This is a genomic window from Geodermatophilus bullaregiensis (assembly GCF_016907675.1).
GTDB lineage: Bacteria > Actinomycetota > Actinomycetes > Mycobacteriales > Geodermatophilaceae > Geodermatophilus > Geodermatophilus bullaregiensis.
This window is the reverse complement of record NZ_JAFBCJ010000001.1, coordinates 4,545,333-4,571,660: the sequence shown is the minus strand read 5'-3', so window position 1 is coordinate 4,571,660 and position 26,328 is coordinate 4,545,333. Positions and strand designations below refer to the sequence as shown.

General features: G+C 73.7%; 24 protein-coding genes and 1 riboswitch. Of the genes, 14 read left to right on the top strand and 10 right to left on the bottom strand.

Annotated features, from left to right (window positions below; translation table 11 throughout):
• Position 1: 1 nt before the first annotated feature.
• From treY to JOD57_RS21925, 4 genes are all read left to right on the top strand, one after another.
• Complete coding sequence (gene treY / locus JOD57_RS21940; protein WP_204693956.1) at positions 2-2,341, top strand: malto-oligosyltrehalose synthase; 2,340 nt, start codon at positions 2-4, stop codon at positions 2,339-2,341.
• A 252-nt stretch (positions 2,342-2,593) separates the two neighbouring features.
• Positions 2,594-2,723: riboswitch (cyclic di-AMP (ydaO/yuaA leader) on the top strand.
• A gap of 69 nt (positions 2,724-2,792) precedes the next feature.
• Positions 2,793-3,380, top strand: coding sequence for a LysM peptidoglycan-binding domain-containing protein (locus tag JOD57_RS26525; protein ID WP_204693955.1), 588 nt, complete (start codon positions 2,793-2,795; stop codon positions 3,378-3,380).
• A 115-nt stretch (positions 3,381-3,495) separates the two neighbouring features.
• Positions 3,496-5,250, top strand: a complete 1,755-nt coding sequence (gene treZ, locus JOD57_RS21930) for a malto-oligosyltrehalose trehalohydrolase (protein ID WP_204693954.1) — start codon at positions 3,496-3,498, stop codon at positions 5,248-5,250.
• 1 nt (position 5,251) lies between these two features.
• Positions 5,252-6,013, top strand: a complete 762-nt coding sequence (locus JOD57_RS21925; RefSeq protein WP_204693953.1) for a dihydrofolate reductase family protein — start codon at positions 5,252-5,254, stop codon at positions 6,011-6,013.
• Here the strand turns inward: JOD57_RS21925 and JOD57_RS21920 are convergent.
• The 3 genes from JOD57_RS21920 to JOD57_RS21910 are packed head-to-tail and all read right to left on the bottom strand — an operon-like array spanning position 5,959 to position 7,003.
• Complete coding sequence (locus JOD57_RS21920; RefSeq protein ID WP_307824857.1) at positions 5,959-6,339, bottom strand: DoxX family protein; 381 nt, start codon at positions 6,337-6,339, stop codon at positions 5,959-5,961. The two genes, JOD57_RS21925 and JOD57_RS21920, sit on opposite strands and share 55 nt — an antisense overlap.
• Positions 6,340-6,383: 44 nt before the next feature.
• Positions 6,384-6,770, bottom strand: a complete 387-nt coding sequence (locus tag JOD57_RS21915; protein WP_204693952.1) for a type II toxin-antitoxin system VapC family toxin — start codon at positions 6,768-6,770, stop codon at positions 6,384-6,386.
• Entirely contained in the window at positions 6,767-7,003 is a 237-nt protein-coding gene (locus JOD57_RS21910; RefSeq protein ID WP_204693951.1) for a type II toxin-antitoxin system Phd/YefM family antitoxin, read from the bottom strand. Before JOD57_RS21910 ends, JOD57_RS21915 begins: the two co-directional genes overlap by 4 nt.
• A gap of 104 nt (positions 7,004-7,107) precedes the next feature.
• On the opposite strand from JOD57_RS21910, the gene JOD57_RS21905 reads away from it, so the two are divergent.
• The 4 genes from JOD57_RS21905 (at position 7,108) to JOD57_RS21890 (ending at position 11,919) form a co-directional block, all read left to right on the top strand.
• Positions 7,108-8,178, top strand: coding sequence for an ATP-dependent DNA ligase (locus tag JOD57_RS21905; RefSeq protein ID WP_204693950.1), 1,071 nt, complete (start codon positions 7,108-7,110; stop codon positions 8,176-8,178).
• Positions 8,179-8,264: 86 nt separating this feature from the next.
• A complete protein-coding gene (locus tag JOD57_RS21900) occupies positions 8,265-9,842 on the top strand; it encodes an alpha/beta hydrolase (protein ID WP_204693949.1) in 1,578 nt (525 codons plus the stop codon).
• A gap of 30 nt (positions 9,843-9,872) precedes the next feature.
• Positions 9,873-10,946 (top strand): DNA polymerase domain-containing protein, encoded by a 1,074-nt coding sequence (locus JOD57_RS21895; protein ID WP_204693948.1) that lies wholly within the window; start codon positions 9,873-9,875, stop codon positions 10,944-10,946.
• A gap of 49 nt (positions 10,947-10,995) precedes the next feature.
• Positions 10,996-11,919 (top strand): tyrosine-type recombinase/integrase, encoded by a 924-nt coding sequence (locus JOD57_RS21890; protein WP_204693947.1) that lies wholly within the window; start codon positions 10,996-10,998, stop codon positions 11,917-11,919.
• Here JOD57_RS21890 and JOD57_RS21885 read toward each other — a convergent pair.
• Together JOD57_RS21885 and JOD57_RS21880 are read right to left on the bottom strand one after the other, a co-directional pair.
• The gene (locus JOD57_RS21885; RefSeq protein WP_239568730.1) at positions 11,916-12,221 is read right to left on the bottom strand and encodes a hypothetical protein; all 306 of its coding nucleotides are present in this window, start codon (positions 12,219-12,221) and stop codon (positions 11,916-11,918) included. The genes JOD57_RS21890 and JOD57_RS21885 overlap by 4 nt on opposite strands.
• 604 nt (positions 12,222-12,825) lie before the next feature.
• The gene (locus tag JOD57_RS21880) at positions 12,826-13,614 is read right to left on the bottom strand and encodes a M48 family metalloprotease (protein WP_204693946.1); all 789 of its coding nucleotides are present in this window, start codon (positions 13,612-13,614) and stop codon (positions 12,826-12,828) included.
• 400 nt (positions 13,615-14,014) lie between these two features.
• Between JOD57_RS21880 and JOD57_RS21875 the strand changes: the two genes are divergently transcribed.
• From JOD57_RS21875 to JOD57_RS21860, 4 genes are all read left to right on the top strand, one after another.
• Positions 14,015-14,464: a hypothetical protein gene (locus tag JOD57_RS21875; protein ID WP_204693945.1), complete on the top strand. Its 450-nt coding sequence runs from the start codon at positions 14,015-14,017 to the stop codon at positions 14,462-14,464.
• Positions 14,461-15,525 carry a helix-turn-helix domain-containing protein gene (locus JOD57_RS21870; protein WP_204693944.1) on the top strand — a complete coding sequence of 355 codons (1,065 nt, stop codon included), beginning with the start codon at positions 14,461-14,463 and terminating at the stop codon, positions 15,523-15,525. The genes JOD57_RS21875 and JOD57_RS21870 overlap by 4 nt, the downstream gene beginning before the upstream one ends.
• Positions 15,526-16,163: 638 nt before the next feature.
• Positions 16,164-17,126, top strand: coding sequence for an NADPH:quinone oxidoreductase family protein (locus JOD57_RS21865; protein ID WP_204693943.1), 963 nt, complete (start codon positions 16,164-16,166; stop codon positions 17,124-17,126).
• A gap of 145 nt (positions 17,127-17,271) precedes the next feature.
• Positions 17,272-17,721, top strand: coding sequence for a MaoC/PaaZ C-terminal domain-containing protein (locus JOD57_RS21860; protein ID WP_204693942.1), 450 nt, complete (start codon positions 17,272-17,274; stop codon positions 17,719-17,721).
• Positions 17,722-18,212: 491 nt separating this feature from the next.
• On the opposite strand, the gene JOD57_RS21855 is transcribed toward JOD57_RS21860, so the two are convergent.
• Complete coding sequence (locus JOD57_RS21855) at positions 18,213-20,219, bottom strand: CehA/McbA family metallohydrolase (RefSeq protein ID WP_204693941.1); 2,007 nt, start codon at positions 20,217-20,219, stop codon at positions 18,213-18,215.
• Between the two features lie 274 nt (positions 20,220-20,493).
• Positions 20,494-21,063, bottom strand: coding sequence for a carboxymuconolactone decarboxylase family protein (locus JOD57_RS21850; RefSeq protein ID WP_204693940.1), 570 nt, complete (start codon positions 21,061-21,063; stop codon positions 20,494-20,496).
• Between the two features lie 168 nt (positions 21,064-21,231).
• Here JOD57_RS21850 and JOD57_RS21845 point away from each other — a divergent pair, with 168 nt between their 5' ends.
• Both JOD57_RS21845 and JOD57_RS21840 read left to right on the top strand, forming a co-directional pair.
• Positions 21,232-22,446: an FAD-dependent monooxygenase gene (locus tag JOD57_RS21845; protein WP_204693939.1), complete on the top strand. Its 1,215-nt coding sequence runs from the start codon at positions 21,232-21,234 to the stop codon at positions 22,444-22,446.
• A 26-nt stretch (positions 22,447-22,472) separates the two neighbouring features.
• Positions 22,473-22,745 (top strand): acyl carrier protein, encoded by a 273-nt coding sequence (locus JOD57_RS21840; protein ID WP_204693938.1) that lies wholly within the window; start codon positions 22,473-22,475, stop codon positions 22,743-22,745.
• 55 nt (positions 22,746-22,800) lie between these two features.
• Here the strand turns inward: JOD57_RS21840 and JOD57_RS21835 are convergent, their stop codons facing one another.
• From JOD57_RS21835 to JOD57_RS21825, 3 genes are all read right to left on the bottom strand, one after another.
• Positions 22,801-24,048, bottom strand: coding sequence for a benzoate/H(+) symporter BenE family transporter (locus tag JOD57_RS21835; RefSeq protein WP_204693937.1), 1,248 nt, complete (start codon positions 24,046-24,048; stop codon positions 22,801-22,803).
• A 283-nt stretch (positions 24,049-24,331) separates the two neighbouring features.
• Positions 24,332-24,787 (bottom strand): universal stress protein, encoded by a 456-nt coding sequence (locus JOD57_RS21830; protein ID WP_204693936.1) that lies wholly within the window; start codon positions 24,785-24,787, stop codon positions 24,332-24,334.
• Positions 24,788-24,862: 75 nt separating this feature from the next.
• Positions 24,863-26,269, bottom strand: coding sequence for an MFS transporter (locus JOD57_RS21825; protein ID WP_204693935.1), 1,407 nt, complete (start codon positions 26,267-26,269; stop codon positions 24,863-24,865).
• Between the last annotated feature and the right edge of the window lie 59 nt (positions 26,270-26,328).

Here is a 26,328-nt window from a genome sequence, read left to right as displayed (position 1 = left end):
GGTGAGCGAGCCGCTCGGCGCCGACCGGCGCCGCGACGTCCCGACGGCGACCTACCGGCTGCAGGTGACCGCCGACTTCACCCTCGACGACGCCGCGGCCGTGGCCGGCTACCTCGCCGACCTCGGCGTCAGCCACGCCTACACCTCGCCGCTGCTGCGCAGCGCGACGGGCAGCACCCACGGCTACGACACCGTCGACCACGCGCACGTCGACGAGTCGCGCGGCGGGCAGGCCGGCCTCGACCGGCTCGTCGCGGCACTGCACGAGCAGGGCCTGGGGCTGGTGCTCGACCTGGTGCCCAACCACATGGGCGTGGCCGACCCGGCCGAGGCACCGTGGTGGTGGGACGTGCTGCGGCACGGCCGGGACAGCGCGCACGCGTCGGCGTTCGACGTCGACTGGGACTTCGGCGGCGGCCGGGTGCGCATCCCGGTCCTGGGGTCGGCCGACGACGTCGAGAAGCTCGAGGTGGTCGACGGCGAGCTGCGGTACTACGACAACCGCTTCCCGCTCGCGCCCGGCACGGGCGAGGGGACGCCGCAGGAGGTGCACGACCGGCAGCACTACGAGCTGGTCGACTGGCGGCGCGCGGACTCCGACCTCAACTACCGGCGCTTCTTCGCGATCAACACCCTCGCCGGGCTGCGCGTGGAGGACCCCGCGGTCTTCGACGCCACGCACGAGCTGGTGCTGCGGCTGGTGGAGCAGGGCGCCGTCGACGGGCTGCGGATCGACCACCCCGACGGCCTGGCCGACCCGAGGGGCTACCTCGACCGGCTGGCCGGGGCCACCGGCGGGCGCTGGACCGTGGTGGAGAAGATCCTCGAGCCCGGCGAGGACCTGCCGGAGAGCTGGGCGACGGCCGGCACCACCGGCTACGACGCCCTCGCCGAGGTCGACGACGTCCTGGTCGACCCGGCCGGCGAGGCGGCGCTCACCGCGCTGGACACCGAGCTGTCCGGGCGGGAGGTCGACTACGCGCAGCTGGTCCACGACTGCAAGCGCGAGGTCACCGACGGGATCCTCGGCTCGGAGGTCGCCCGGCTGGTGCGGGTCATCGGCGAGCTGCCCGGCATCGATCCCGAGCAGCAGACCGAGGCGCTGGCCGAGCTGCTGGCGACCTTCTCCGTCTACCGCAGCTACCTGCCCGACGGCCGCGAGCACCTCGACGCCGCGGTGTCCGCCGTCCGCGACCGCCGGCCCGACCTGGTCGCGGCCGTGGACGCGCTGCACCCGGTTCTCGCGCAGGCCGGCACCGAGGCGGCCACCCGCTTCGAGCAGACCAGCGGGCCGGTGATGGCCAAGGGCGTCGAGGACAGCGCCTACTACCGCTGGTCGCGGTTCGTGGTGCTCAACGAGGTGGGCGGCGACCCGGCCCGCTTCGGCAGCACGGTCGAGGAGTTCCACGAGGCGCAGGGCCGGCGGGTGGCGCGCAAGCCGCGGTCCATGACCACGCTGACCACCCACGACACCAAGCGCAGCGAGGACACCCGGGCCCGCCTGGCCGTGCTCGCCGAGGTGCCCACCGAGTGGGCGGAGCTCGTGCGGCGGTGGCTGTCCCGGCACCCGCTGCCCGACCGGCCGCTGGCGCACCTCGTGTGGCAGAACCTGGTCGGGGCCTGGCCGCTCTCGCGCGAGCGGGCGCACGCCTACGCCGAGAAGGCCGCCCGCGAGGCGGGCCTGTCGACGACGTGGACCGACGTCGACGAGGCGTTCGAGACCCGGCTGCACGCGCTGGTCGACGCCGCCTACGACGACGCGACGACGCACGCCGAGATCGAGGAGTTCGTCGCCCGCACCGGCCCGGCCGGGCGGTCGAACGCGCTGGCGCAGAAGCTGCTGCAGCTCACGATGCCCGGCGTCCCCGACGTCTACCAGGGCACCGAGCTGGAGGACCGCTCGCTGGTGGACCCGGACAACCGCCGCCCGGTCGACTACGCCCGGCGCCGCGAGCTGCTGACCCGGCTCGACGGCGGGGAGGTGCCGCCCGTCGACGACAGCGGCGCGGCCAAGCTGCTCGTCGTCTCCCGGGTGCTGCGGCTGCGCCGGGACTCCCCGGAGCTGTTCGCCGGCTACCGCCCGGTCGAGGTCACCGGGCCGGCCGCCGGTCACGTGGTCGCCTTCGACCGGGGCGCCGAGGGGCGCGACGGCGCGGTGACCGTGGCGACCCGCCTGCCGGTCGGCCTGGCCGCGGCCGGCTGGGGCGACACCGCGCTGGCCCTGCCGACCGGCGCCTGGCGCGACGTGCTCACCGGCACGCGCGTGGTCTCCGACGCCGGCGGCACGCCGGTGGGCGAGCTGCTGGCCCAGCTGCCGGTGGCCCTGCTGGTCCGCGACTGAGGGCGAGGTCACACCGCCGCGGGGGGCGTCCCGACCGCGGCGGTGTGACCAGCGGGTTCCCGGAGGGCCTCCGGGCGGGCGCGGACCGACACGCCCGGGGCCCCTGGGGCGCGATGTGCCCCGCCGAGACCCGGCCGTTACCTTTGCCCGCGCACCCGGCCGACAGAGAGCCGGGCGTCGGAGCCGATCCGCCCAACCCCGTCCGTCGGCGTCCGTTCCTCCTGCACCGCCAGGACGGGGGTGGGGGACCCACTTCGACGGTCGCCGCCGTGGTCACGGGGCCACGCAGCACCGTCTCGGGGTGAAGCCGCACGTCGTGCGGCCGGGGCACCGATCGCTCCGAACCCGACAGCTCACCTCGCAGGCGGCGGATCGGAGTACAGCCATGTCCTCGTCCGTGCCCACGACCACGCCCTCTGCCGGTCGCCTCCGCGCTTCGACGCCGCAGCGGATGGCCACCCTGGCCCGCCGCACCGCCGTCACCGTCGGCATCGCGGCCACCTCGATCGGCGTCCTCGCCGGCCCGGCCTCCGCGGCCGCGCCCAACGACTGGGACGCCGTCGCCCAGTGCGAGTCCAGCGGCAACTGGAGCATCAACACCGGCAACGGCTACTACGGCGGCCTGCAGTTCAGCCAGAGCACCTGGGCGGCGTTCGGCGGCCTCGACCACGCCCCGCGCGCCGACCTGGCGAGCAAGGCGCAGCAGATCGCCGTCGCCGAGCGCACGCTCGACGTACAGGGCCCGGGTGCCTGGCCGACCTGCGGCAAGGCCCTCGACCCGTCCGCGCCCGAGGCCGGCGCGGCCCCGGCCGCGGCACCCGCCCCCGCTCCGGCGGCGGCTCCGGCCGATCGGGAGCCGGAGGCTGCGTCGCGGGACGCACGCCCGTCGGGTGAGACCCACACCGTGCGCTCCGGCGACACCCTGTCGAAGATCGCCGCGGCCAGCGGCACGACCTGGCAGGCCCTGTTCGCCGCCAACGAGGGCACGGTCAGCGACCCGAACCGCATCCACGTCGGTCAGGTGCTGCAGCTGCCGTGAGCCGCACGGCAGCCGGGGGGAGCTCCTCCCCCCGGCTGCCGGGCCCGGCCGGGGTTGACGGCAGCCCGCGCGGGCACACCCTCCCGGTCACCCGCCGACTCCTGGAGGCCCCTGCATGTCCGCACCCGTCGAGTTCGCCGTCTGGGCGCCGGTCCCCGAGCGGGTCCGGCTGCAGGTCGACGGGTCGGTGCACGAGATGCGCCGGGACGACGACGGCTGGTGGCGGGCCGAGGTCGCGGCCGCCCCCGAGGCCGACTACGGCTACCTGCTCGGCGACGACGACGCGCCCCGCCCGGACCCGCGCTCGCGCCGCCAGCCCGAGGGCGTGCACGGCCTCTCCCGCCGCTTCGACCCGGCCGCGCACGCGTGGGGCGACCGTGCGTGGACCGGGCGCCCGCTGGCCGGCGGCGTCGTCTACGAGCTGCACGTCGGCACCTTCACCCCCGAGGGCACGCTGGACGCCGCGATCACGCGACTGGACCACCTGGTCGACCTCGGCGTCGACTTCGTCGAGCTGCTGCCGGTCAACGGCTTCGACGGCACGCACAACTGGGGTTACGACGGCGTCCTCTGGTACACGGTGCAGGAGAGCTACGGCGGGCCGGCGGCCTACCAGCGCTTCGTCGACGCCTGCCACCAGCGCGGCCTCGGCGTGGTCCAGGACGTCGTCTACAACCACCTCGGCCCGTCCGGGAACTACCTGCCGCTGTTCATGCCGGTCTTCGCCGAGGGCGGGGCGAACACCTGGGGCGAGTCGGTCAACCTGTCGGGCCCCGACTCCGACGAGGTCCGCCGCTACATCGTCGACAACGCGCTGATGTGGCTGCGCGACATGCACGTCGACGGGCTGCGGCTCGACGCCATCCACGCGCTGGTCGACGAGCGGGCCACCCACGTGCTCGAGGAGATGGCCCGCGAGGTCGACCGGCTGTCGGTCGCCGAGCGCCGGCCGCTCACGCTGATCGCCGAGAGCGACCTCAACGACCCGCGGACGGTCACCCCGCGGGCGTCCGGCGGCCTGGGCATGACCGGGCAGTGGAGCGACGACTTCCACCACGCGCTGCACGCCACGCTCACCGGCGAGGGCCAGGGCTACTACCGCGACTTCGCCGAGGCCGGGCTCGCCGGGCTGGCCAAGACGCTGACCGGCGCCTTCTTCCACGACGGCGCCTGGTCGAGCTTCCGCCGCCGCCACCACGGCCGGCCGGTGGACACCGCGCGGCTGCCGGGCTGGAAGTTCCTCGGCTACCTGCAGGACCACGACCAGATCGGCAACCGCGCCGTCGGGGACCGGGTGTCGGCGTCCCTGTCCCCCGGCCTGCTCGCCGTCGGCGCGACGCTGGTGCTCACCAGCCCCTTCACCCCGATGCTGTTCATGGGCGAGGAGTGGGGCGCCTCGACGCCGTGGCAGTTCTTCACCAGCCACACCGACCCGGAGATCGGCCGGGCGACGGCGGAGGGCCGCAAGGGCGAGTTCGCCGAGCACGGCTGGGACGCCGACGAGGTGCCCGACCCGCAGGACCCCGAGACCTTCACCCGCTCGAAGCTCGACTGGTCCGAGCCGCAGCGGGAGCCGCACGCGCAGCTGCTGGCCGTGCACCGGGCACTGCTGGCCCTGCGCCGGGCCCAGCCGGAGCTGACCGACGCCGACCTGGCGTCGGTGGCGGTCGCCTGGGACGACGCCGACCGCTGGCTGGTCGTGCACCGCGGCGCGCTGCGCGTGGTGGCCAACCTCGCCGACCAGCCGCGCGAGGTGGACCTCGACCGGGCGCCCACCGAGGTGCTGTTCGCCACCGGCGAGCTCCCCGCGCTCGACGGCGCCACGGTGACGCTGCCGCCGGAGAGCGCGGCCGTCCTCAGCACGCACTGACGTGCGCCGGCTGCTGCCGGACCCGGACGGCGGGCCGCTGGACGACGCCGCGCTCGCGGACGCCTACGCGCTGCCGCCCGGGCGCTCGGTGCGGGTGGACTTCGTGGTCTCCCTCGACGGCGCGGTCACCGTGGACGGGCGGAGCGCGGGTCTGGGCTCCCCGGGCGACCAGCGGGTGTTCCGGGTGCTGCGGGCGCTGGCCGACGCGGTGCTCGTCGGGCACGGGACCGCGGCGGCCGAGGGGTACCGCCCGGTGGCCGCGGACTCCGCGGTCGGCCGGCTGCGGGCCGCGCTCGGGCGGCCGGCGTCCGCGCCGGTCGTCGTCGTCTCGCGGCGGGCCTCCCTGGCCCCGGGCGACCGGCTGGCCCTCGCGCCGACCGTCCTCGTGACCTGCGCGGCGGCCGATCCCGACCGGCGGGCCGCGCTGGCCGACGCCGGCGTCGACGTCCTCGTCTGCGGGGACGGCGACGTCGACCTCCCGCTGGCGCTGGACCGGCTGGCCGACCGCAACCTGCGACAGCTGGTCTGCGAGGGCGGCCCGGCCCTGCTGACGTCGGCCCTGGCCGCCGGGGTGGTCGACGAGCTGGACCTCACGATCGCACCGGCGCTCGTCGGCGGGGGGAGCCGGCTGGTCACCGACGCGCTGCCCGGCGTCGTCCGGCCCCGCCTGCTGCAGGTGCTCGAGGAGGACGGCGTCCTCTTCACCCGCTACGCCCTCCCGGACCGCCCGGAGCGGGCGACCCGGACCGCCCAGGCCACGTAGCCGAGGTTCACCAGCACCCGCGCCGCCACCCCGGCGGGGCGGTCGGACGCACGCTGCGCGGTGCCCACGCGGCGGAGCGGGTCGAGGTGGGCGGGCAGGTACGCGGTGACCAGGGCCGCGGTCGCCCAGCCGCCGGCGCGGCGGGTGGCGGGGACGGCGACCAGCACGCCGACGGCCACGTCGGCCGCGCCGCTGAGCGCGACCACGGCCGGGCGCGCCGGCACCCACGGCGGGACGAGGTCCCGGTAGTAACGGGGGGAGGTGACGTGCGTGATCCCGCTGACGGCCATGAACGCGGCCAGCGTCCGCGCTGCGGTGTCCCTCACCCCGGTCCTCCCGTGACGACGAGCGGCCCGCCCGGGCCGACGGGTCAGCCTACGAACCGGACGACGTCCCCGTACGCGGCCAGGCGCGCGTCCGCGGTCAGCAGCACCGCTCCCTCGGCGACGGCCTGGGCGACCAGGAGCCGGTCGAAGGGGTCGCGGTGCACGTCCGGGAGGTGCTCGACCGCCGCGGCGTGCTCGGCGGTGACGGGCAGGTGGTCCAGCTCCAGCTCACGGGTCACCCGGCGCGCCCAGGTCCGGACGTCGGAGCCGACCGACAGCTTGCCCAGGCCCTGCTTGATCGCCAGCTCCCACACGCAGACGGCCGACACGAGGCGCTCGTCGGCCTCGCCGATCAGGTCCGTGGCGACGCCGAGCCGCTCGGGTGCCGCCGCGGCCCACACGAGCACGTGCGTGTCCAGGAGGACCCTCACTCCTCCCCCTCGAACGCCCGCTGCAGCTCCCCCGGCAGCGGGTCGTCGAAGTCGTCGGCGATCCACACCCGGCCGCGGTCGAACCCGAAGTTGGGTGTCCGGCGGGCCGGGCCGACCAGACGGGCGACGACGCGCCCGCGGTTGGTGATCTCGACCTCCTCGCCGGCGGCCACGTGCTCGAGCAGCCGGGACAGGTGCGTCTTGGCCTCGTGCACGCCCACCGTCCTGGTCATGTCAGCTAGTCTACTGGCGGGCGTCCCCGGGGAGCGGCTCTCCGCCACCCGTTCGGTCGACGGCGCGCTGTGCGCGGTCGGACCCCGCTGCTTGACTGACCGGCATGGACCTGCCCCTGCTGCCGCCCGTGAAGCCGATGCTGGCGAAGGCCACGACGAAGCTGCCCACCGGCGACGGGCTCTTCTACGAGCCGAAGTGGGACGGTTTCCGCTGCATCGTCTTCCGGGACGGCGACGAGGTGGAGCTGGGCAGCCGCAACGAGCGCCCGCTGACCCGCTACTTCCCCGAGGTCGTGGCCGCGGTCAAGGAGGCACTGCCCGAGCGCTGCGTCGTCGACGGCGAGATCGTCGTGCCGCAGGGCGACCGGCTGCACTTCGAGTCGCTGCTGCAGCGCATCCACCCCGCGCAGTCGCGCGTCGACCTGCTCGCCGAGCAGACCCCGGCCCACTTCGTCGCCTTCGACCTGCTGGCGCTGGGCGACGAGTCGCTGCTCGAGGTCCCCTTCGCGCAGCGGCAGGCCCGGCTGCACGCGGCGCTGTCCGGGAGGCACGAGCGGGTGCACGTCACCGCCGTCACCCAGGACGTGGCGACGGCGCAGCGCTGGTTCGAGGAGTTCGAGGGCGCCGGGCTCGACGGCGTCGTCGCCAAGGCGCCCGACCTGCCCTACGGCCCGGACCAGCGGCTGATGACCAAGGTCAAGCACGTGCGCACCGCCGACTGCGTGGTGGCCGGGTTCCGCTGGCACAAGAGCGGCCCGATCGTCGGGTCGCTGCTGCTGGGCCTCTACGACGACGGCGGCCTGCAGCACATCGGCGTCGCGGCGTCCTTCCCCATGGCCCGCCGGGCCGAGCTGGTCGAGGAGCTGGCGCCCTACCGGACCGACGCGCTGGAGACCCACCCGTGGCGGGAGTGGGCGAACGCCGAGCTGCAGGCCGACGGCGAGCACCGGATGCCCGGTGCGCAGAGCCGGTGGAACGCCAAGAAGGACCTCTCCTGGGTGCCGCTGCGGCCCGAGCTCGTCGTGGAGGTCAAGTACGACCAGCTCGAGGGCCGGCGGCTGCGGCACACCGGGCAGTTCCTGCGGTGGCGGCCCGACCGCGAGCCGCAGAGCTGCACCTACGAGCAGCTCGAGGTCCCGGTGCGCTACGACCTGGCCGAGGTGTTCGACGGGTGACGGACCCCCGTGCCCCCCGCCGCTCGCGAGCCCGCGGCGGGTCCCTGGAGGGGAGCCGTCCCGGGACGCCTCCTACCCTCGTGATCATGCGTCTGCGCCGCGGCCTGTTCGCCGCCTCGACCGGGCTGCTCCTGGCGGTCACCGGCTGCACCTCCTTCTCCGGGTCGATGCAGGCCTCGGAGACGTCGGCCACCGCGACGACGTCGGAGGGTGAGGCGCAGGACGGCGCCGAGGCCGCGCCGATCACCTGGACCGACTGCGACGCCCAGATCACCGGCCTCATCGCCGGCTCGCCGGGCAGCGAGCGCGACCTGGCCTTCGAGTGCGGCCGCACCGAGGTGCCCATCGACCACGACGAGCCCGACGGGGAGACGCTGCCGCTGTTCCTCATCCGCGCGACGCTGGCCGGCCAGACCGACCGGATCGGCTCCCTGCTGATCAACCCGGGCGGCCCCGGCGCCTCGGGCGCGGACTTCACGCTCAGCCAGGCGCTCAGCCTGCCCGAGGACGTGCTGCGCCGCTTCGACCTCGTCGGGTTCGACCCCCGCGGCGTGGGCCTGTCGACGCCGGTCGAGTGCATCCCGGCCGACCTCAAGGACCGGTCGGTCGCCGCCGAGCCGCGCCCGACGACGCAGGAGCAGATGGAGGAGGTCCTCGCGCTCGCCGACGAGGCCGCCGACGCCTGCGCCGAGGAGTACGAGGAGGCGCTGGGCACCTTCAACACCGTCGACACCGCCCGCGACATGGACCTGCTGCGCGAGTCCCTCGGCGACGAGCAGCTCACGTACCTCGGCTACTCCTACGGCACCACGCTGGGCTCGACGTACGCCGAGCTCTACCCCGAGCGGGTGCGCGCGCTGGTGCTCGACGCCGCCGTGGACCCCGACGCGGACCAGCAGGAGAAGGCCGAGGCCGCCTCCGCCGGGCTGGAGGCCGCCTTCGACGCCTTCGCGGCCAACTGCACCGGCCTGGTGTCGGGCTGCCCGCTCGGCGGTGACCCGCGCCGGTTCCTCGAGGACCTGCTCGCCGTGGCCGCCGGCGCGCCCATCGCGAGCAGCGCGCCCGGCGAGACCCGCAGCGCGACGCCCGGGGTGGTCATGACCGCCGTGCTCGCCGCGATGTACGACCCGGCGAGGTGGCCGCAGCTGTCGCAGGCGCTGTCGGCCGCCAGCACCGGCGACGCGGCGGGCGTGTTCTCCCTGGCCGACAGCTACTCCGGCCGGCTCGACGACGGCAGCTACACCAACCTGCTCGACGCCAACGTCGCGGTCACCTGCGCCGACACCCCCCAGGACGAGACCTACGACGAGGAGCAGGTGCTCCAGCTGGCCCAGCAGTGGGCGCAGCAGTACCCGCTCTTCGGTGCCGGCGGGGCCGCGGGCCTCTACGCCTGCTCGGTCTGGGAGGCCGCGCGCACCCCGCTGCCCGAGCGGGACGCCGACGGCAGCGCGCCGATCGTGGTCGTCGGCAACTCCGGGGACCCGGTGACCCCGCTGCCCGGTGCGGTCGACATGGCCGAGGACCTCGAGTCCGGCGTGCTGGTGACCTGGCAGGGCCAGGGGCACACCTCCTACCCGAGGACGCCCTGCGTCACCGACGCGGTGAACGCCTACCTCGTCGACCTCGTCCCGCCGCAGGACGGGCTGACCTGCCCCGCCGCCTGACCGCCCGACCCGCCCCGAGACGAGGAGCCCATGGCCAGCAGCAAGGACGCCGTCGTCCTGTCGGTCGACGGGCGGGAGGTGCGGGTCACCTCGCCGGAGAAGCCGTACTTCGGTGAGCGCGGGATCCGCAAGATCGACGTCGTCGAGTACTTCGTCGCCGTGGGCGAGGGGATCCTGTTCGCGCTGCGGGACCGGCCGACGACGCTCGAGCGCTGGCCCGGCGGGGTGTTCGAGGGCGCCCGGCTGTCCACCCGGGTGGACAACACCGGCGACGCCTTCTACCAGAAGCGCGTGCCCAAGAACGCGCCCGACTGGGTGCCGACGGCGCACATCACCTTCCCCAGCGGGCGGACGGCGGACGAGATCGCGCCGGACTCGGTGGCCGTCGTCGCCTGGTGCGCCAACCTCGGGACGCTCACCTTCCACCCGTGGCCGGTGTCGAAGACCGACGTCGAGCAGCCCGACCAGATCCGCATCGACCTCGACCCGCAGCCGGGCACCGACTTCTCCGACGCGGTCTGGGTGGCGCCGCACGTGCGCGCGCTGCTGCACGAGCTCGGCATGGAGGGCTGGCCGAAGACGTCCGGCGGGCGCGGCGTGCACGTCTACGTGCCGATCCAGCCCCGGTGGACCTTCCCCGAGGTGCGGCGGGCGGTCATCGCCTTCGGCCGCGAGCTGGAACGCCGCATCCCCGACCGCGTGACGATGTCGTGGTGGAAGGAGGAGCGCGGCGAGAAGATCTTCATCGACTACAACCAGATGGCCCGGGACCGCACGATCGCCTCGGCGTACTCCATCCGGCCCAAGGCGCACGCCCCGGTGTCAGCACCGCTGGACTGGGACGAGCTGCCCGACGTCGTCCCCACCGACTTCGACGTGCTGACCATGCCCGCCCGGTTCGCGGCCGTCGGGGACAAGCACGCCGGGATGGCCGGGCACGCCTTCGGCATCGAGCCGCTGCTGGAGCTGGCCGAGCGGCAGGTCAGGGACGACGGCCTAGGCGACCTGCCCTACCCCCCGGACTACCCGAAGATGCCGGGCGAGCCGATGCGCGTGCAGCCCAGCCGCGCCAAGCGCCTCACCAGCGAGGATACCGTCGGCTGACGTCTCGGGGCCGATGGCACACCGCTCGTTCGACCGATAACCTCCCCCCGTGGCGGTGCGGCTGGAAGACCTTCTCGCGTCATTTCGTCGGCACCTGCGGGCGGCCAGCAAGGCGCCGCGGACCATCGAGCTGTACAGCCAGAGCGTTCGCTACTTCAGCGCGTGGCTGGTCGAGCGCGGTCGCCCGGCGACCCTGGACGAGCTGACCCGCCACGCGATCAGCGCCTGGCTGGCCGAACTCGCCGAGACCTGCCAGCCCAGCACCGTGGCCACCCGGCTGCGCGGCATGCGGCGGTTCTGCCGGTGGCTGGTCGTCGAGGGCGAACTGGACAAAGCACCGACGGAGGGCATCGAGATCGCCACCGCCCCGGACAAGCCGGTGCCGATCCTCACCGACGCCGAGATCACCGCTCTGCTCAAGACGTGCGCGGTCGGCCGCGGCCGTCCGGGGACGTTCGCTCGCCCGATATTTCTCGGCCGACGCGACGAGGTGATCCTGCGGTTGCTGCTGGACACCGGCGTCCGGGTGTCCGAGCTGTGCGGGCTCAAGCTCGAGGACGTCGACCTGGACCGCGAGGTCGCCTACGTCATCGGCAAGGGGTCCCGGCCGCGGGCGGTGCCTTTCGGCGCCAAGACCGGGCAGGCGATCGACCGCTACCTGCGGTTGCGTGCACTGCACGCCCGGGCGAGCTCACCGAAGCTGCTGCTCGGGTTGCGCGGCGCGATGACCGTCGACGGGGTTCGCGAGGTGCTCGAGGTGCGCAGCCGGCAGGCGGGGGTCGAGGGGGTGCATCCGCACCGGTTCCGGCACACGTTCGCCCACCGCTGGCTCGTCGGCGGCGGGCAAGAGCGGGACCTGATGATGCTGGCCGGCTGGCGCAGCGACGAGATGCTGTCCCGCTATGCCGCCTCGACCGCGGTCGAACGTGCGCACGAGGCGCACCGCCGACTGGCCCTCGGCGACCGGCTCTAACGGCGTCGGCCGCGTTCGGCGGCCGTCCGCCGCGCCTGTGCCGAGGCCCTGGCCAGACGCAGCATGTGCGCGGTCAAGAGGGCCTCGGCGCGGCGAGCGCGCTCGGCGGCGTCGAGAACGCCGTCGGGGTCGGCCTCCCGCTCGAACCGAGCCCGCAGCCCACGCCGGGCCGGCTCGGTCGCCGCCGCCCGGTCGGACGTGCGCGCCCACCGCTCGGCGGCTGCGATGCGCGCGATCACGGCACGGTCGCGGGCACGGCTGTCGCCGGACGCCGGCTTCGGCTCGGGGGCAGGCTCGGTCATGTCTCCTCCGGAGAGCTGCGCCCGCTGCCTCGGCCGGCGCGGGTCATCTGGAGAAGGCGCCGAAACGGTCGATTTGGTGACAGCCGCGCGGAGGTGACGTCGACCCAGCAACGCTGACGGTCTGGGGTGACGCCGCACGGACAGACGATGCGTCGGGGGGTGACATCGTTCCTCCCCGTCGCTCCGTCGCGGGGGGTGACACAGTGCAGGCCCCCTGGGGGACCTCGTCGCCTGCGGTGGCGCCGCCGATCTCTCCGCCCGTGGAGTGGTGGTTGCGCCGACCGCTGCCCCGTCAGGCCCTGCTACGCCCGCAGGGATCCGGATTGCCGAAGATCGGTCGTCGGGCCTGCCCAACGGCCGATCCATCCTGCGATTTGATCTTGAGCCGTTGGGCCGCGTTGTTTGGCGTTGAACATGCAGGTCAGGCCCAGTGTGCAGGGTTGGCTGCGACGGTTGGAGACGGCTAGGAACGAGAGTATTGGGTGCGTAAAGAGTGCTTGGTCGCAGTACTCGCGCGCCGACGACCGTTCCGCCTCGCCCTCGCCGACACGCCTATGTACCGGACCTCAAGCCGTCTCGGCTGCTGCGGACTCCTCCCCTGTTGCTATCCCCGTCTCCCGGTCACGATGCCGGCTCGGGGCCGTAGTGGCGCACTGGACGAAGAAGACCCAGTCGCCGCGAGGAGTGCGCGGATGCGCTGCTCGAAGGTCGGATGAGGGGTCATCAGCCGAGACCATCCGCAGGCCCCACGACGGCCGTCGTCCATCGCGCGCAGTGCAGCGGCCAGCTCCAGCGCGAGGCCGTGGTCGACGGCGAACCGGTCGGCGGCGAACTCGGACTGTCGGCTGATCGCGGCGTCGGCCAGGGGACAGAGCACCGCCGCCAGCCCCACGAAGGCCAGCACTCCCCCGACCAGCCACTGGCCCTGCTGCAGAGCGCGCGTCACGGCCACGGCCAGTCCGGCGGCCACGACGATGGCCATGCCGCGCCGGGGCGGGCGGTTGGCCAGGATGCTCGCGAGACCGGTCAGCAGGCTCGCCGCCAGCCGCCACGGCGCGGCGAGGAACGACACGAGCAGCATCGGCCGAGTCGCTCCCGTGGCGTGGTGGCCCAGCTCGTGCACCAGCACGGCCACCAGCTGGTCCTCCGGCAGTCGACCAGAGTCGTAGTCCTCCAGGACCCGGCTGGTGACTGCGACGCTGCGTCCCCCGGCGGCGTACGCGTTGGGCGTCCGAGCGGTCTGGACGTACAGCTCAACGTCGCCGGCCGCTGTCCCGGTCGTTCGTAGGGCGGTCGCCCATGCCGACTTCAGCGCCGCGGCCTGCACCGGGCTGGGGCCGCGGAACCGGCACGCGGCGCGGACGGCGAACCGTTCGCCGACCCGGGTGATCATGCCGTTCCGCAGGCTACCCAGCCCAGCAGCAGCAGTTCCGCCCACCGACCCTGTGGGCCGACGGCGACCGAGACGCACAGCAGGCTGCCGATCACGGCCGGCGTCGCGGCGAGCGCCCGCCACAGCCCGAACCGGGCGGTCTGACGCCGTGGGCCACCGGATGGCCGGGACCCGCTGCTCCCCATTCATGGACCTCCTCGACGTCACAGACGCCGATCAGCCTGCCGGGCGGTGATGACATCCGCGTTCACCGTCGTGAGCGCGCAGGGTGCCGGGCTCCGGGGTTCGACGCGGCCGCTGTGCCGGCGCCGCCGAGACTTCTTTCGCCGACGGTGTCACCAATCGGCCGAAAACGACGCCTCCTCCCGGTGTGAGCACCAGCCACCCGGCGGGAGGGCCGATGTGGGAGCAGAACCCGGCAGCAGTCATCGCCGACACGTGCCCGACCGTGGACCCGGACGACCATCGCCGGCCCCGAGCCGCCGACCCGGTCGTCCCGGTCGGGCCGGTCGTGCGCTGCTGGGCTGTCGAGGCCCTCATCGCCGCCTACGGCGGGGACACCCACCGGCTGCTGACCGAGCTGGCCGATGCCCTCGGGGCCAGCGTCGCCTACGTCGACCGGCCCACCGTCGAGGCCCACCTGGAGCGCCCGCTGTCCGACGACGAGTGGTCAGCGGTCGCCACCCAGTTCACCGCCATGGCCTTCGACGAGCACGTCGGTGAAGCCGGAACCCTGCGCACCGACTGGATCGAGGACAGACTGCGCCGCGCCGGCGTCCCCGGCCGCACTCTGCGCGCCACCCTGAGGTCGGGGGCCTCGCGGCCGCCGCGGCCGCCGCGGCCGCGATGAGGGTCAGCCGCACCTGCCCGGCCTGCGGCTACACCGCCGACTACGCCAGCGCGCCACTCGCCGACGCCCGCCATCGGCGGCACTCGTGCGCCAAGCACCGGCGCGGCCTCGACCAAGCCGCTCGCCGAGTTGAGCGCCTCCAGCCGCGGCTGACGCGGGAGTGCAGTCATCCACAGGCCTGCCACCGGCACGGCACCCGAGCTGCCTACGTCAAGGACCGCTGCCGCTGCACCGAGTGCACCGCCGCCAACACCGCCGCCAGCCGCACCGCCACGCGAGAACGGGCCTACGGCCGCTGGCAGCCCTACGTCGACGCCAGCCCCGTTCGTGAGCACATCGCTGCGCTGCGCGCGGTCGGGATAGGCGTCGAGCGCATCGCGCACCTTGCCGGAATCTCGGTCAGCCACATTCGCGAACTGGCCGAGCGCGACCATGGCGATTCCCCAGGGACGCAGCGGGTCCGCCCAGGCACGGCCGCCCGCATCCTGGGCATCGGCATCAGCGACGCTAGCCGGGCGCCGCACAGCCGGGTCGACGCCACCGGCACCCGCCGTCGCTTGCAAGCGCTCCAGGCCGTCGGCTGGTCAGTTGAGCTGCTGGCAGTCCAGCTCGGCCGCCGGCCGAACAGCCTGCACCGCAGCATGACTGGCCGATCGGTCACCGCTGGCACCGCCCAAGAAGTGACGACCCTCTACGAACAGCTGTGGCACATCAGGCCGCCACGGATGACCGGCGAGCAGCGTGCCGCCGCCGACGCTGCCCAGGCTCATGCCGCTGCACAAGGCTGGCTGCCACCGCTGGCCTGGGACGACATCGATTCCGACCCCACACCGCCGGCAACGATTGCCGGCGCCTCCCAGCAAGGCGACATGGACGAGATCGCCGTGGAACGTGCCCTCGCTGGCGATCACATCACCTATGACGACCTCACCACAGTCGAACAACAGGAGGTCATCCGCCGTCTCACTGCCCGCGGTAGCTCGATCCGGGACATCGCTGCCCAGCTCGGGACCACGAAGCGCACCGTCTCCCGCCGGCGAGCATCCTTCGGCGCAGCATGACCACGTGGGCTGCGGGCGGGCCGACCTTCACCTTGACGACCAGCCGGATGCCGGAGTCCGACGCTTGCATCGGCGACAACGATCTCCAGCCGGCCAAGCTGGCCATGCGGGTTCGATTCCCGTCACCCGGGAGGACGAGCGGTCCGCCCAATTGCACCCCCACGCTGTGCTGACGGTTCCTTTCGGACCGGTCGAGACGTCTTGTCCCCAGTCACGTTCGGGACATTTGCCGTCGTTCGCGGTCGTGCTGTTCGGGCAGGTCACAAGGCCGAGAGCGTCCGCCGCGGTTGGGCCGGGTACGCGCTCATCCGGACCGCGTCGCTGTACCGGTTGCTGTAGTCGTCCCCTGCGCCCGGACGTGTCAGCCGCTGTGCCCCGCCTTCAGTGCTGAACCGGGGCGGACGCCTGGTGCACTCCCGGCTGGCAGGACGAGATGTCACGAGCTGCAGCGCATGCCGAGGGCCTGGCGCGCCGCAGCTGAACGACTGACGGGCCAGGAGTGCGCCAGCAGCCTCTGGACTCTTCGGTCGTCCTGCCACAGTTGCGTCACGAACACGCTCGGGACGAGCCGCGGCCCCCGTCAGGTCGGCCCGCCTCCCTGCTGCCCCGCGGTTCTGACGACCCCAGAGGAGAGACCAGTGCACGCAGCACTCATCACCACCCTGACCGGTCCGGACGCCGTCGAGGTCGGCGACGTTCCCGACCCCGTGCCGCAACCGGGCCAGGTGTTGGTCGACGTGGAGTTCGCCGGCGTCGTCTTCCCCGACGTGCTGCAGACCCGCGGGGAGTACCAGCTGTGCCCCGAGCTGCCCTTCATCCCGGGGTGGGAGGTGGCGGGGGTGGTGCGCGAGGACGCCGCCGGCTTCCGGGCGGGTGACCGGGTGGCGGCGATGCCGGTCACCGGCGGCTTCGCCGAGACGGTCGCCGTCGACCCGGGCATGGTCTTTCCACTGCCCGACGAGGTGCCGTCGGACAAGGGGGCGGCACTGCCGCTGAACTACCTGACCATGCACTTCGCCCTCACCCGCCGCGCGCGGCTGGCGGCCGGCGAGACCGTTCTGGTGCACGGCGCGGCCGGCGGCGTGGGCACTGCGGCGTGCCAGCTGGCAGCGGCCTACGGGGCGCGGGTGATCGCGGTCGTGTCCACCCCGGACAAGGGAGTGGTCGCCCGGACCGCGGGGGCGCACGAGGTCGTGCCGGTCGACGGCTTCCGCGAGGCGGTCCGCCGGCTCACCGACGGTCGCGGTGTGGACGTCGTCGTCGACCCGGTCGGCGGCGACCGTTTCACCGACTCGCTGCGCTCGCTGGCCCGGGAGGGCCGGCTCGTCGTCCTCGGCTTCACCGGCCGGGAGATCCCCACGGTCAAGGTCAATCGGCTGCTGCTGGCCAACACCACGGTGGTGGGGGCGGCCTCGGCGGAGTTCTGGCGGACGGAGCCGGGACACGCCGGCCGGCAGTGGCGCGACCTCGTGCCCCTGATGCAGTCCGGGGCGATCGACCCACCGATCGGTTCGGTGTACGCCCTGGACCAGGCCGCAGCAGCGATCCGGGAGATCGACCTGCGCCGAGCGGCGGGCAGAGTGCTCATCCGCGTCCGCTGACCGACGGCATCCCGGGAGCGAGTCGTTGCCACGCATGCCGACACGGCCGGCTCCCGGCGGCGGCCGCCCTGATCGACCGACCGACACCTGCAGCGCGGTCCGAGGCCGACGAGACAGCCCCGGCGCACGAACGAGAGGAGCCACGGTGACCCACTACTACGAGGACTTCCGGCCTGGTCAGGTGTTCCTGAGCCAGGCGCGCACCATCACCGAGGCGGACGTCGTCACCTTCGCCGGGTGGAGCTGGGACACCAACCCCGTGCACACCGACGCGGAGACCGCCCGGCACGGACGGTTCGGCGGACGGATCGCGCACGGACTCCTCGGGCTGTCCGTCGCGCTGGGGCTGGCATCACGGCTCGGGGTGTTCGAGTCCTGCTCGATCGCGCTGCTGGGCATCGACGGCTGGCGGTTCCAGCGGCCCCTGCTGCTCGGGGACACGGTGCGCTGCCGCGTGGAGATCCTGGACACCAGGCTGACCAGCAAGGGGGATGCGGGCGTCCTGCGGCGGCGCTTCACGCTCCTCAACCAGCGCGACGAGGACGTCCAGGAGGGAGAGCTCCCCTTGCTGGTCAGCCTCCGCGCCGGCGGCTGACCCCCTGCGCCGCGGAATCCCTCCGTGCGTCAAGCTGGCTGCGTGCCCTGGCCGCGCCGACGAGCCGGCTGTCGAGCTCCGTCCGATGGTCCGCGGCACGGACCACCTCCCAGGGCGGTTCAGGCCGGTGCTGCTCGTCAGAATACCGGCCGGGGGTGATCGACTCGTGGTCACGACGCCATGCATCACCATGGTGTGGGTCGACCTCCACCGTGATGATCTGCGCGTCCGGATCGTCGTCTGTGACGATGAGAAGCACCTTGTCCGCGCCGTTCCACACGTCCAGGTGGGGGTTGAAGTAGGCAGGTGGCGATGACCCCGACCGGCAGTCGGGTGAGTGCGGCCACGTCAACAGCCAGACGTCCGCCCATGCTCGCTTCGAAAAGCACCACCGACCGGGTGTCGTGGCTGGCCCTGGTCACGGCCCGAACCAGTGAGCGCGGCGGGTTCTCGCTGACCCTGGACGTGCGCTCCCGTCTGCCCGCTCGTGGTCATCGTTCGACGGCGCGATACACCTGCCGGGCACGGTCGAGCACTGCGACGAGGTCGCCGAGCTGGCGCGCGCGCCGCTGCGGATCGAACCGGCCGTGCTCGGTCACCAGCGACTGGAACCCGTCGAGCACGTCGAGGCACCACCGAGCCGACTCGGCGCGCGCGACGCGGCGCCCACCGACGTCGACGTACACCGGAGTGGTGTGGGCGAACACGGGTGCGCCGAGCGTGTGGGGATCATCGTCGCCGTGCGCGGCGGCCGCCAGCCAGGACCCGGCCTCACCGAGCACCACCTCGTGGTGCAGCTCGTCGCCGGCAGTGGCGGCGAGCTCCCCATCGGGCCCGTAGAGCACCAGTCGCTGTACCCCGGACCCGACCGTCTGCACGCGGACGGTCAGCCGCTGGCCCGGCCGGCGGTCGAGGACCGTGCCCGGGCCGTGCCCGTCGACGTCGAGGGTGAGCCAGGGGCCGTTGGTGACGACGGTCCGGCCCGCGCGGATGGCGTCGGCGAACGCCGCTGCCGACAGGCGGGCACCACCGAGCTGCGCGTAGACCCGGCCCCAGCCCGGTGGGTTGGACGCGGGGGCCGGACCGTGGGCGAAGGACAGGAAGGTGTCGGTGCCCGCGGTGGCCGCCAGGCGCAGCCCGCAGGAGAGCAGGTGGTGGTAGAGCACCAGCGCGCCGCGGTCGTCGAAGCAGGAGACCAGCTCGATGGCGTCGACCACGCCCAGCGCGGCGTCGGCCACCAGCTCGCGGGCCTCCACCGTGCGGTGAGGGCTGAACAGGTCGCCGGGTTGGGTCAGCGGGGAGTACACGGGGTGCGCGTAGGTGGTGACGGCCCCGAGGGCCCGCATCTGCCCGCACGCGACGCTGTTCGGTGGCCAGTCCCACGGGTGCTCGCTGCCCTCGTGGCCGGTGTGCAGCACCTCCGGCACTCCGGCCAGGCCCAGCCCGTGCACGTGCCCGAGCAGGTCGTTGCGGTACTCCAGACCGGCACGGGCGACCATGCGGTCGCGCGCCCACAGGTCGGCACCGGCAGTCGACTCCAGCAGCTCTCGGTCGTAGACCAGTGATCCGCCGAAGTTGCCGGCCGTGAGGTGCATCAGGTGCAGGCCCTCGCCGCGTTGCATCCGCGCGGCGTCGACGGGGTGCACGACGTGGTCGCCGCTGTAGTTGAGGTGCACGTGCAGGTCCGCTCCGTACCAGCCGTCCGCGGCCGGGGCAAACCGCCGGGCGGGCCGGTAGTCCAGCTCGACAGTCTGGCCGGGGGCCGGTTCGGGCGCGAACTCCTGCCGCTCGAACTCCAACCCGCGAGCGGCGGTCACGTGCAGCGGCCCGGCCGGCACGGCCATGGTGACCGTTCCCGGGTCGGTGTGGAAGAACGGCCGGTCGTCCGCGTCCCACTTGCGCGGTACCCCGCCCGCGAACCACGCGCCGCCGGTGGCGTCCAGCACGGACCAGCGGGCCCCGTCGGGGCAGGTCAGCCGGAGCGTCGCCGCCGGAGTCGCGACGACGGCCCCGTCGACGTCGAGTCGCTCGGCACCGCATGCGACCGCGATCGGCGGCGCGTCGGCGTCGAGGTCGAGGGTGCACAGGCCGGCCCCTCCGGTCGGCACGGCGACGTCCTCGCCCGCCACCGTGACGGCGACGTCGCGGTCGAGTCCGGAGTCGATCACCACGTCGACCTGGACCGCTCCACCGGCGATCCCCGGGCGGGGCGGGCCGAGGCGCGCGGAGAGAGCGCCGTCCGCGTCGATCGAGACCAGCACCAGACCCGCTGGGACGACGTCGCCGACCGCGGCGCGGACCGCTCCCGCCCAGTCCCCGGTCGCAGCGAGTTCGTCGAAGACCGGCCCGAGCCGGGAGAACCGGGCCCATCGGAAGAACTCCGGCAACGCCTCCTCGCCCCAGCCGAAGCCCCGCTCGTCGCGCATCCGGCGGTAGCGCGCCACCATCTCGATCACCGCGGGCGGCAGCCCCAGCACGCCGTCGTCCTCACAACACATCGCTCTCCTCCCCAGACGCGGAGCCGTGAGGCGGCTCCGGCGAGGCTGCCACCGACCCGCCCAGGGCCCGACCCGCGTCGCCGCAGGTCGGGGTCCTCCCGGTGCCGGCCGGGTCAGTGCAGATGAGCAGCACGGGCTCGCGGCCGGACGATGCACTGGAGAGGTCGTGATCGACCGCCTCGGAGCATGACCTCCTGCGACCCGCGGCAGCACGGGCACCGGTCACGGGCACTGCGGGCTGTGAGGTCCCGGCCCGGGACGTCGTGTGCCCCGGTCACGGTTCCTCACCCTCGACGGGGACTCTGAAGGCGTCGAGCACTCGCGGCACCATGGCGTAGAAGCCCGCGGTGAGGATCAGCTCCACCTGCTCCGATCCGGTGAAGTGGCGAGACAGCTCCTCGTGCACAGCGTCGACGACGTTGCCCGTCAGCATTGCGTCGGTGAGCATCAACGCGGCACGTTCCGCCGGGTCGTACAGGTCGGAGGGCTGCCAGGCCGCGACCGCCCGGACCTTGTCCTCGGGGACCCCCGCCTTGTGGGCCATGGCGACGTGCTGGCTCCACTCGTACTCCGAGCGCATCACCACGGCGGTGCGGAGGATCATGATCTCGCGGAGCGAGCGGGGCGTGCTGCACCGCTCGCGGAGCGCCCACGCCCAGGTGATCCACGCATCCAGCAGCTCGGGGTTGTGGGCGAGGGAGCGGTACAGGTTGACCTGCCTGGCCCCCAGCCCGCGGACCCGCTCACCGATCGGTCCCTCGAGATCCAGCAGCGGCACCCCCTGCCGCTCGGGCGCCCACGGCAGGTCGGACGGGTCGTCGGTGGGCGGCTCGGCTGCGGGCACGGTTGTCCCTCCTCCCTCGGCGGTCGGGTGTGGCCATGATGGGCCCGGCCCCTCCCTCCGCTGCCCGGCCGGAGCCGCCCGGACACCCGGCGCCACTCCCCCGCAGGCCGGCGGTGCCGGTCCGCACAGCCGATGTCGTCCCGGGCCGCCACGGCTAGGTTGCCCCGCATGAGGGACAACGACCTCCGGATCGCGATCGTCGGAGCCGGCATCGGGGGGCTGTCCCTGGCTCTCGCGCTGCGGGAGCGCGGCGTGCAGGCCGACGTGTTCGAGCAGGCCGCGGAACTGACCGAGATCGGCGCCGCGATCGCGCTGTCGGCCAACGCCACCCGGGAGTATGCCCGGCTGGGCCTGGTCGACGAGCTGGCCGCGGCCGCCACGATCCCCACGGAGCTGGTCTACCGCCACTGGGAGGACGGCAGCCGCGTCGCCGCCCATCCCGTCCGCGAGGGCGACGCCTACGTGCACCGGTTCGGCGCCCCCTACTTCGGGATCCACCGCGCCGACCTGCAGCGGACCCTCAGCACGGCGTTCGGGACCGAGCACCTGCACCTGGGCTGCCGGTTGACCGACATGGTCCGGGAGCGGGACTCGGTGGTGCTGGAGTTCACCAGCGGTCGGGTCGAGCGGGCCGACGTCGTCGTCGGCGCCGACGGCGTGCGGTCCATGGTGCGGCGGTGGGTCACGGGCGCGGACGACGTCGTCTACTCCGGTACCAGCGCCTTCCGCGGGATCGTGCCGACGGCGGCGCTGCCCTCGCTGCCCGATCCGCACGCCATCCAGTTCTGGATGGGCCCCGACGCCCACCTGCTGCACTACGCGATCGGCGGCGCCGGTGAGTCGGTCAACTTCTTCGCGGTGGTGGAGGGCCCGCCGGTCTGGCCGCACGACGGCTCGGTCGCCGAGGTCCGCGAGGACGTCCCCGTCGAGTCCTTCCGGGGCTGGCACCCCGCCGTCACCGAGATGATCCGAGCGGCCGAGAGCCCCGTCCGCTGGGGGTTGTTCACGGTGCGCCCGCTGCTGCGCTGGTCCCGGGGGCGGATCGTCGTCCTCGGCGACGCCGCCCACGGCATGCTGCCGCACCAGGGTCAGGGCGCCAACACCTCGATCGAGGACGCCTTCGCCCTGGCGGCACTGGTAGCCGGCGCCCGGCCCGGGGACGACCTGGAGCCGGTGCTGACTCGGTTCCAGGCGCTCCGCCGGGCCCGCACGCGCGCGATCCAGCGCAGCTCTCGAGTGACCAGCTCCCTGCTCCACCTGCCCGACGGACCGGCCGCCCGGATGCGGAACGCGAAGATGGCACGGTTCCCGGAGGACTTCGGCTGGATCCACGAGCACGACGTGCAGCAGACGCTCCAGGCGTCAGCTCCCCTGCACCGCTGAACCACCGGCACCGACGGAGACACCCGATGACGCGAGACGAGCTGGCAGCCGGGCTGGCCGAGGTCCTCGGCACGGTCGCGGGCATCGACCGCGCCGCAGTCGCCCCGGGGAAGTCCTTCGCCGAGGACCTCGGCATCGACTCCCTGACCATGGTCGAGGTCGTCGTCGCGGCCGAGGACCGGTTCGGCGTGCTGGTCCCCGACGACGAGTGGGCGCGGTTCACGACGGTGGACGACGCCCTCCGGTTCCTCGCGCAGTCCGCCGTCGCACCGCCGTGGACGCCGCCGCGGACCCGGTAGGTGCGGGCTGCCCCGGCGGGGCCCCTGCCGCCGAGGCCGGGCCCGCGTTGGGCGCTCAGCTACGCCCCGAGGAGAAGTCGGGACGCTCCAGCAGCCCGGAGACGGCCAGCCCGGCGAGCAGGCCCCAGAAGGCGGCGCCGACGTTGAGGACCGCCGTGTCGGCGACGGTGACCACGAAGGTGACCAGGGCGCCGAGGGTGAAGCGGGTGCTGAACGCCGCGACGAACGAGGCCTGCAGCACCCGCAGCAGGGCCAGGCCGCCGAGAGCGGCGATGAAGGCCGGCGGCGTGGCGAGCATGGCGCTGGTGAACAGCGGCGAGAACAGACCGAACAGCATGGCCAGCAAGCCGCAGGTGATCCCGGCGGTGTACTGCCGGGATCGCTCGCCGGAGGCCGCCAGCAGGGCGTTGGTCGGTCCGGTCAGGCAGGTCGACACCGTGCCCACCACCGCGGTGAGGATCGACCAGGCGCCACAGGCGACGGTGGCGACGTTGATCGGCGGGGTGTGTCCGGCGGACCGCAACACCGCGATGCCCTGCCCGTTCTGCACCACCAGCACGGTGATGGCCAGCGGTACGACGAGTTCCACCATCGCCTGCAGCGACCACTCGGGCGCCTGGAGCACCGGCGCGGCGAACCACTCACCTCCCGCTACGGCGGGGCTGAACCGGCCGGACACCACCACCGCCACCGCCCCGACGACCAGCGCACCGATGATCGGAGGGACCCGCCGCCCCAGGCTCGGCAGCGCGCTGAGCAGCAGGAAGACCAGGACCATGGGCACGGCGATCATCACGTCGTCGCGCAGGGCGTGCACCAGGTCGATCCCGAACCGCAGGAAGATCCCGGCGACCATGGCCATCACGATCGGCATCGGCACGACCGCCATGGCCCGACGCACCCACCCGCTCAGCCCCAGGAGGAGGACGAGCACGCCGGTGGCGACGAAAGCACCGACCACCTGCGGCCAGCTGAGGTGGCTCAGGGCCGGCCCGACGAGCACGGTGCCCGGGATCGTCCAGAAGAAGGCCAGCGGCTGTCGGTAGAGCCAGCACGCCACGACGGTGAGGACGCCGTTGAGGAAGAAGGCGCCGAAGATCCACGAGGCCAGCTCCTGCTGGGACAGCCCGCCCTGCGCGCCCACCGCCAGGATCACCGCGACCGGACCGGTGGCGGCGAAGACGAGGCCGATGAGGCCGTTGGCGGCGTAGACACCGCCGGCGTCCTGCAGCAGCCGGCGCGGGCCGGCCAGGGGCCGGACGGGGCGCTCGAGCAGGTGCTCGTGCACTGCTGAGCCGGGCACGGCGTTCTCCAAGGCGCGCCGGGGTCTCATGTGCTCCGTTCCCGTCCGGTCACCGCTCGGGGAAGAGAACGTGTCCGGCGCGGGGACGAGGGCGACCGCCGGCGCTGCACTGCCGCCTCGGCGCGGCGCGAGGACCACGGAGGGGTCGCCCGCGCGAGGACGGTCCCGCACGTGCGACCGCCAGGCGGCGATCCCCGTCCTGGGTTCTGCGCACCTGCTCGGCCCGGGCCGACCGAGGTCACGCTCGGTCTCCGGGGCGAGTCGGGGTGGTCACCAGCGACCCCTACCGCCGTTCCTGGGGTGGCCGGGCCAGCAGGACGGAGTACGCCGGGTGGTGGTGGATCACCCGTTCGGCGGTGCGGGATCCCCGGTGGTGCTGGTGACCGAGGACCAGGAGGTCCACGCCGAGCTCGTCGGCCCGTTGCAGGATGACGTCGGCAGCGTCGTGTTCGGTCGCTGTCACCATCTCTCCGTGGGCGTCGACGCCGGCGGCGCAGAGCCCGTCGATCAGTTGCTGCAGCGCGGCCCGGTCGGCGTCCTCGGGGTCATCCTCGGCAGTCCAGACGCCGAGGCGCGCCGAACCGCCGGTGATGTCCTCCGGGATGATGTGCCCCCGCGCCACGTGGAGCACGTGCACGACAGCCCCGGTCAGCGTGCCGATCTGCTCGGTGCGCCGGATCGCGGAGGCGTTCTCCTCCGTGGGGTGCGCATCGATTGCGACGAGGATCCGCTCATACACCGTTGCTCGCCTCCCTGGAGGAGTAGAAGATCGACGGACGAACCGCTCCCCGGAGCGGTCGCGCCTGACCGGCGCTCATCGCCCGGCGGAGGGCTGCGCCGCGAGGCTGGGCTCCACCAGCACGGTCCTGACCGGGACCGCTCGCCGGGCCACGGGGACCAGCAGGGTGAGCAGTGCACCGAAGGCCGCCAGCCCGGTGAGCACGTAGAAAATGGACTCCAGCGCGAGCCCCGCGGCCACGAGGAGGCCGCCGACCAGAGGGCCTGCGACACCCCCCAGGCGCCCGAAGCCCGCGCACCAGGCGACACCGGCGCTGCGCACGTTGGTGCGGTAGTAGTTGGCCACGAAGCCGTAGATCAGGATCTGGGTGCCGCTCGTCCCCGCCCCGACGACCGCGACGAAGAACAGGAGCAGGGCGAGGGGAGCGTCGACGGTGAGCAGCGCCAGAGCGATCGCCCCCATCAGGAACGACCCGACGACCACCATCTTGGGCCCGAACCGGTCGGCGAGGCGAGAGGCCACCAGGGCCGCGACGACCGCCCCGCCGTTGAGCACCAGGAGGAAGGACAACGATCCCTGCGTCGAGTACCCGGCGCGGCCCATGAGCTCGGGCAACCAGGTGTTCAGCACGTAGACCAGGATCAGCCCGGTGGCGCTCATCAACCCCAGCACCAGCGTGGGGAACAGGTACTGCCGCCCGAACAGCCCCGCGAAGCCCGCCCGCTCCCGCCGTGCCGGTGCCGTGCCGTTGCCGGGCGCGGAGCTGGATGTCACGACGATCGGCACGCCGGTGCGTTCGGAGACCCTCCGGGCCTCCGCCAGCCGACCGCGGGACGCGAGCCAGCTGGGCGACTCCGGCATCAGGAAGAAGGCCAGCGGCAGCAGGGTCACCAACGGGAGCGCGCCGATCCAAAACATGCCGCGCCAGCCGATCTGCCCCAGCAGGAGGATCGCCATCAGCGCGGCCAACAGGCTCCCGATCGGCACACCGGAGTAGGTGATGGCGTTGGCGAGGTTCTTCTTCCCGGCCGGTGCGTACTCGGCGACCAGGGCACCGGTGGTGGCGACCAGGGCCCCGACGCCCATGCCGGTGAGGAAGCGCAGGAGCCCGAAACCGCCGACGCTGTTCATCAGCGCGGTTGCGCCCATGCCGATGCTGAACCACGCGTACGCCGTCAGCATGACCTTCCGGCGGCCGACGATGTCGGCGACGCTGCCGGCGAGCAGGGCGCCGACCAGGACGCCGAACAGCGCGTAGCTGCCCAGTGCACCGGCGACGGGGGGCGTGACCTGGCCGATCTGGCCGGGATCGGCGAGGAACAGCGGGACGACGGTGCCGTAGACGACCAGGTCGTACCCGTCGAACACGAGCCCGAGGGTGGCCAGCGCGACGACCCAGACCACGGTCCGCCGGCGCCGGGCCTCCTGCTCCCGGGTCGGCTCCGTGGCGGCGTCCGGAGAGCCGGCGGTGACGGTTGACATTGCGGACCTCCTGGCAGGTGGTGGTGCGGCCGACCAAGTCCGTGGGCACCGCATCCGGC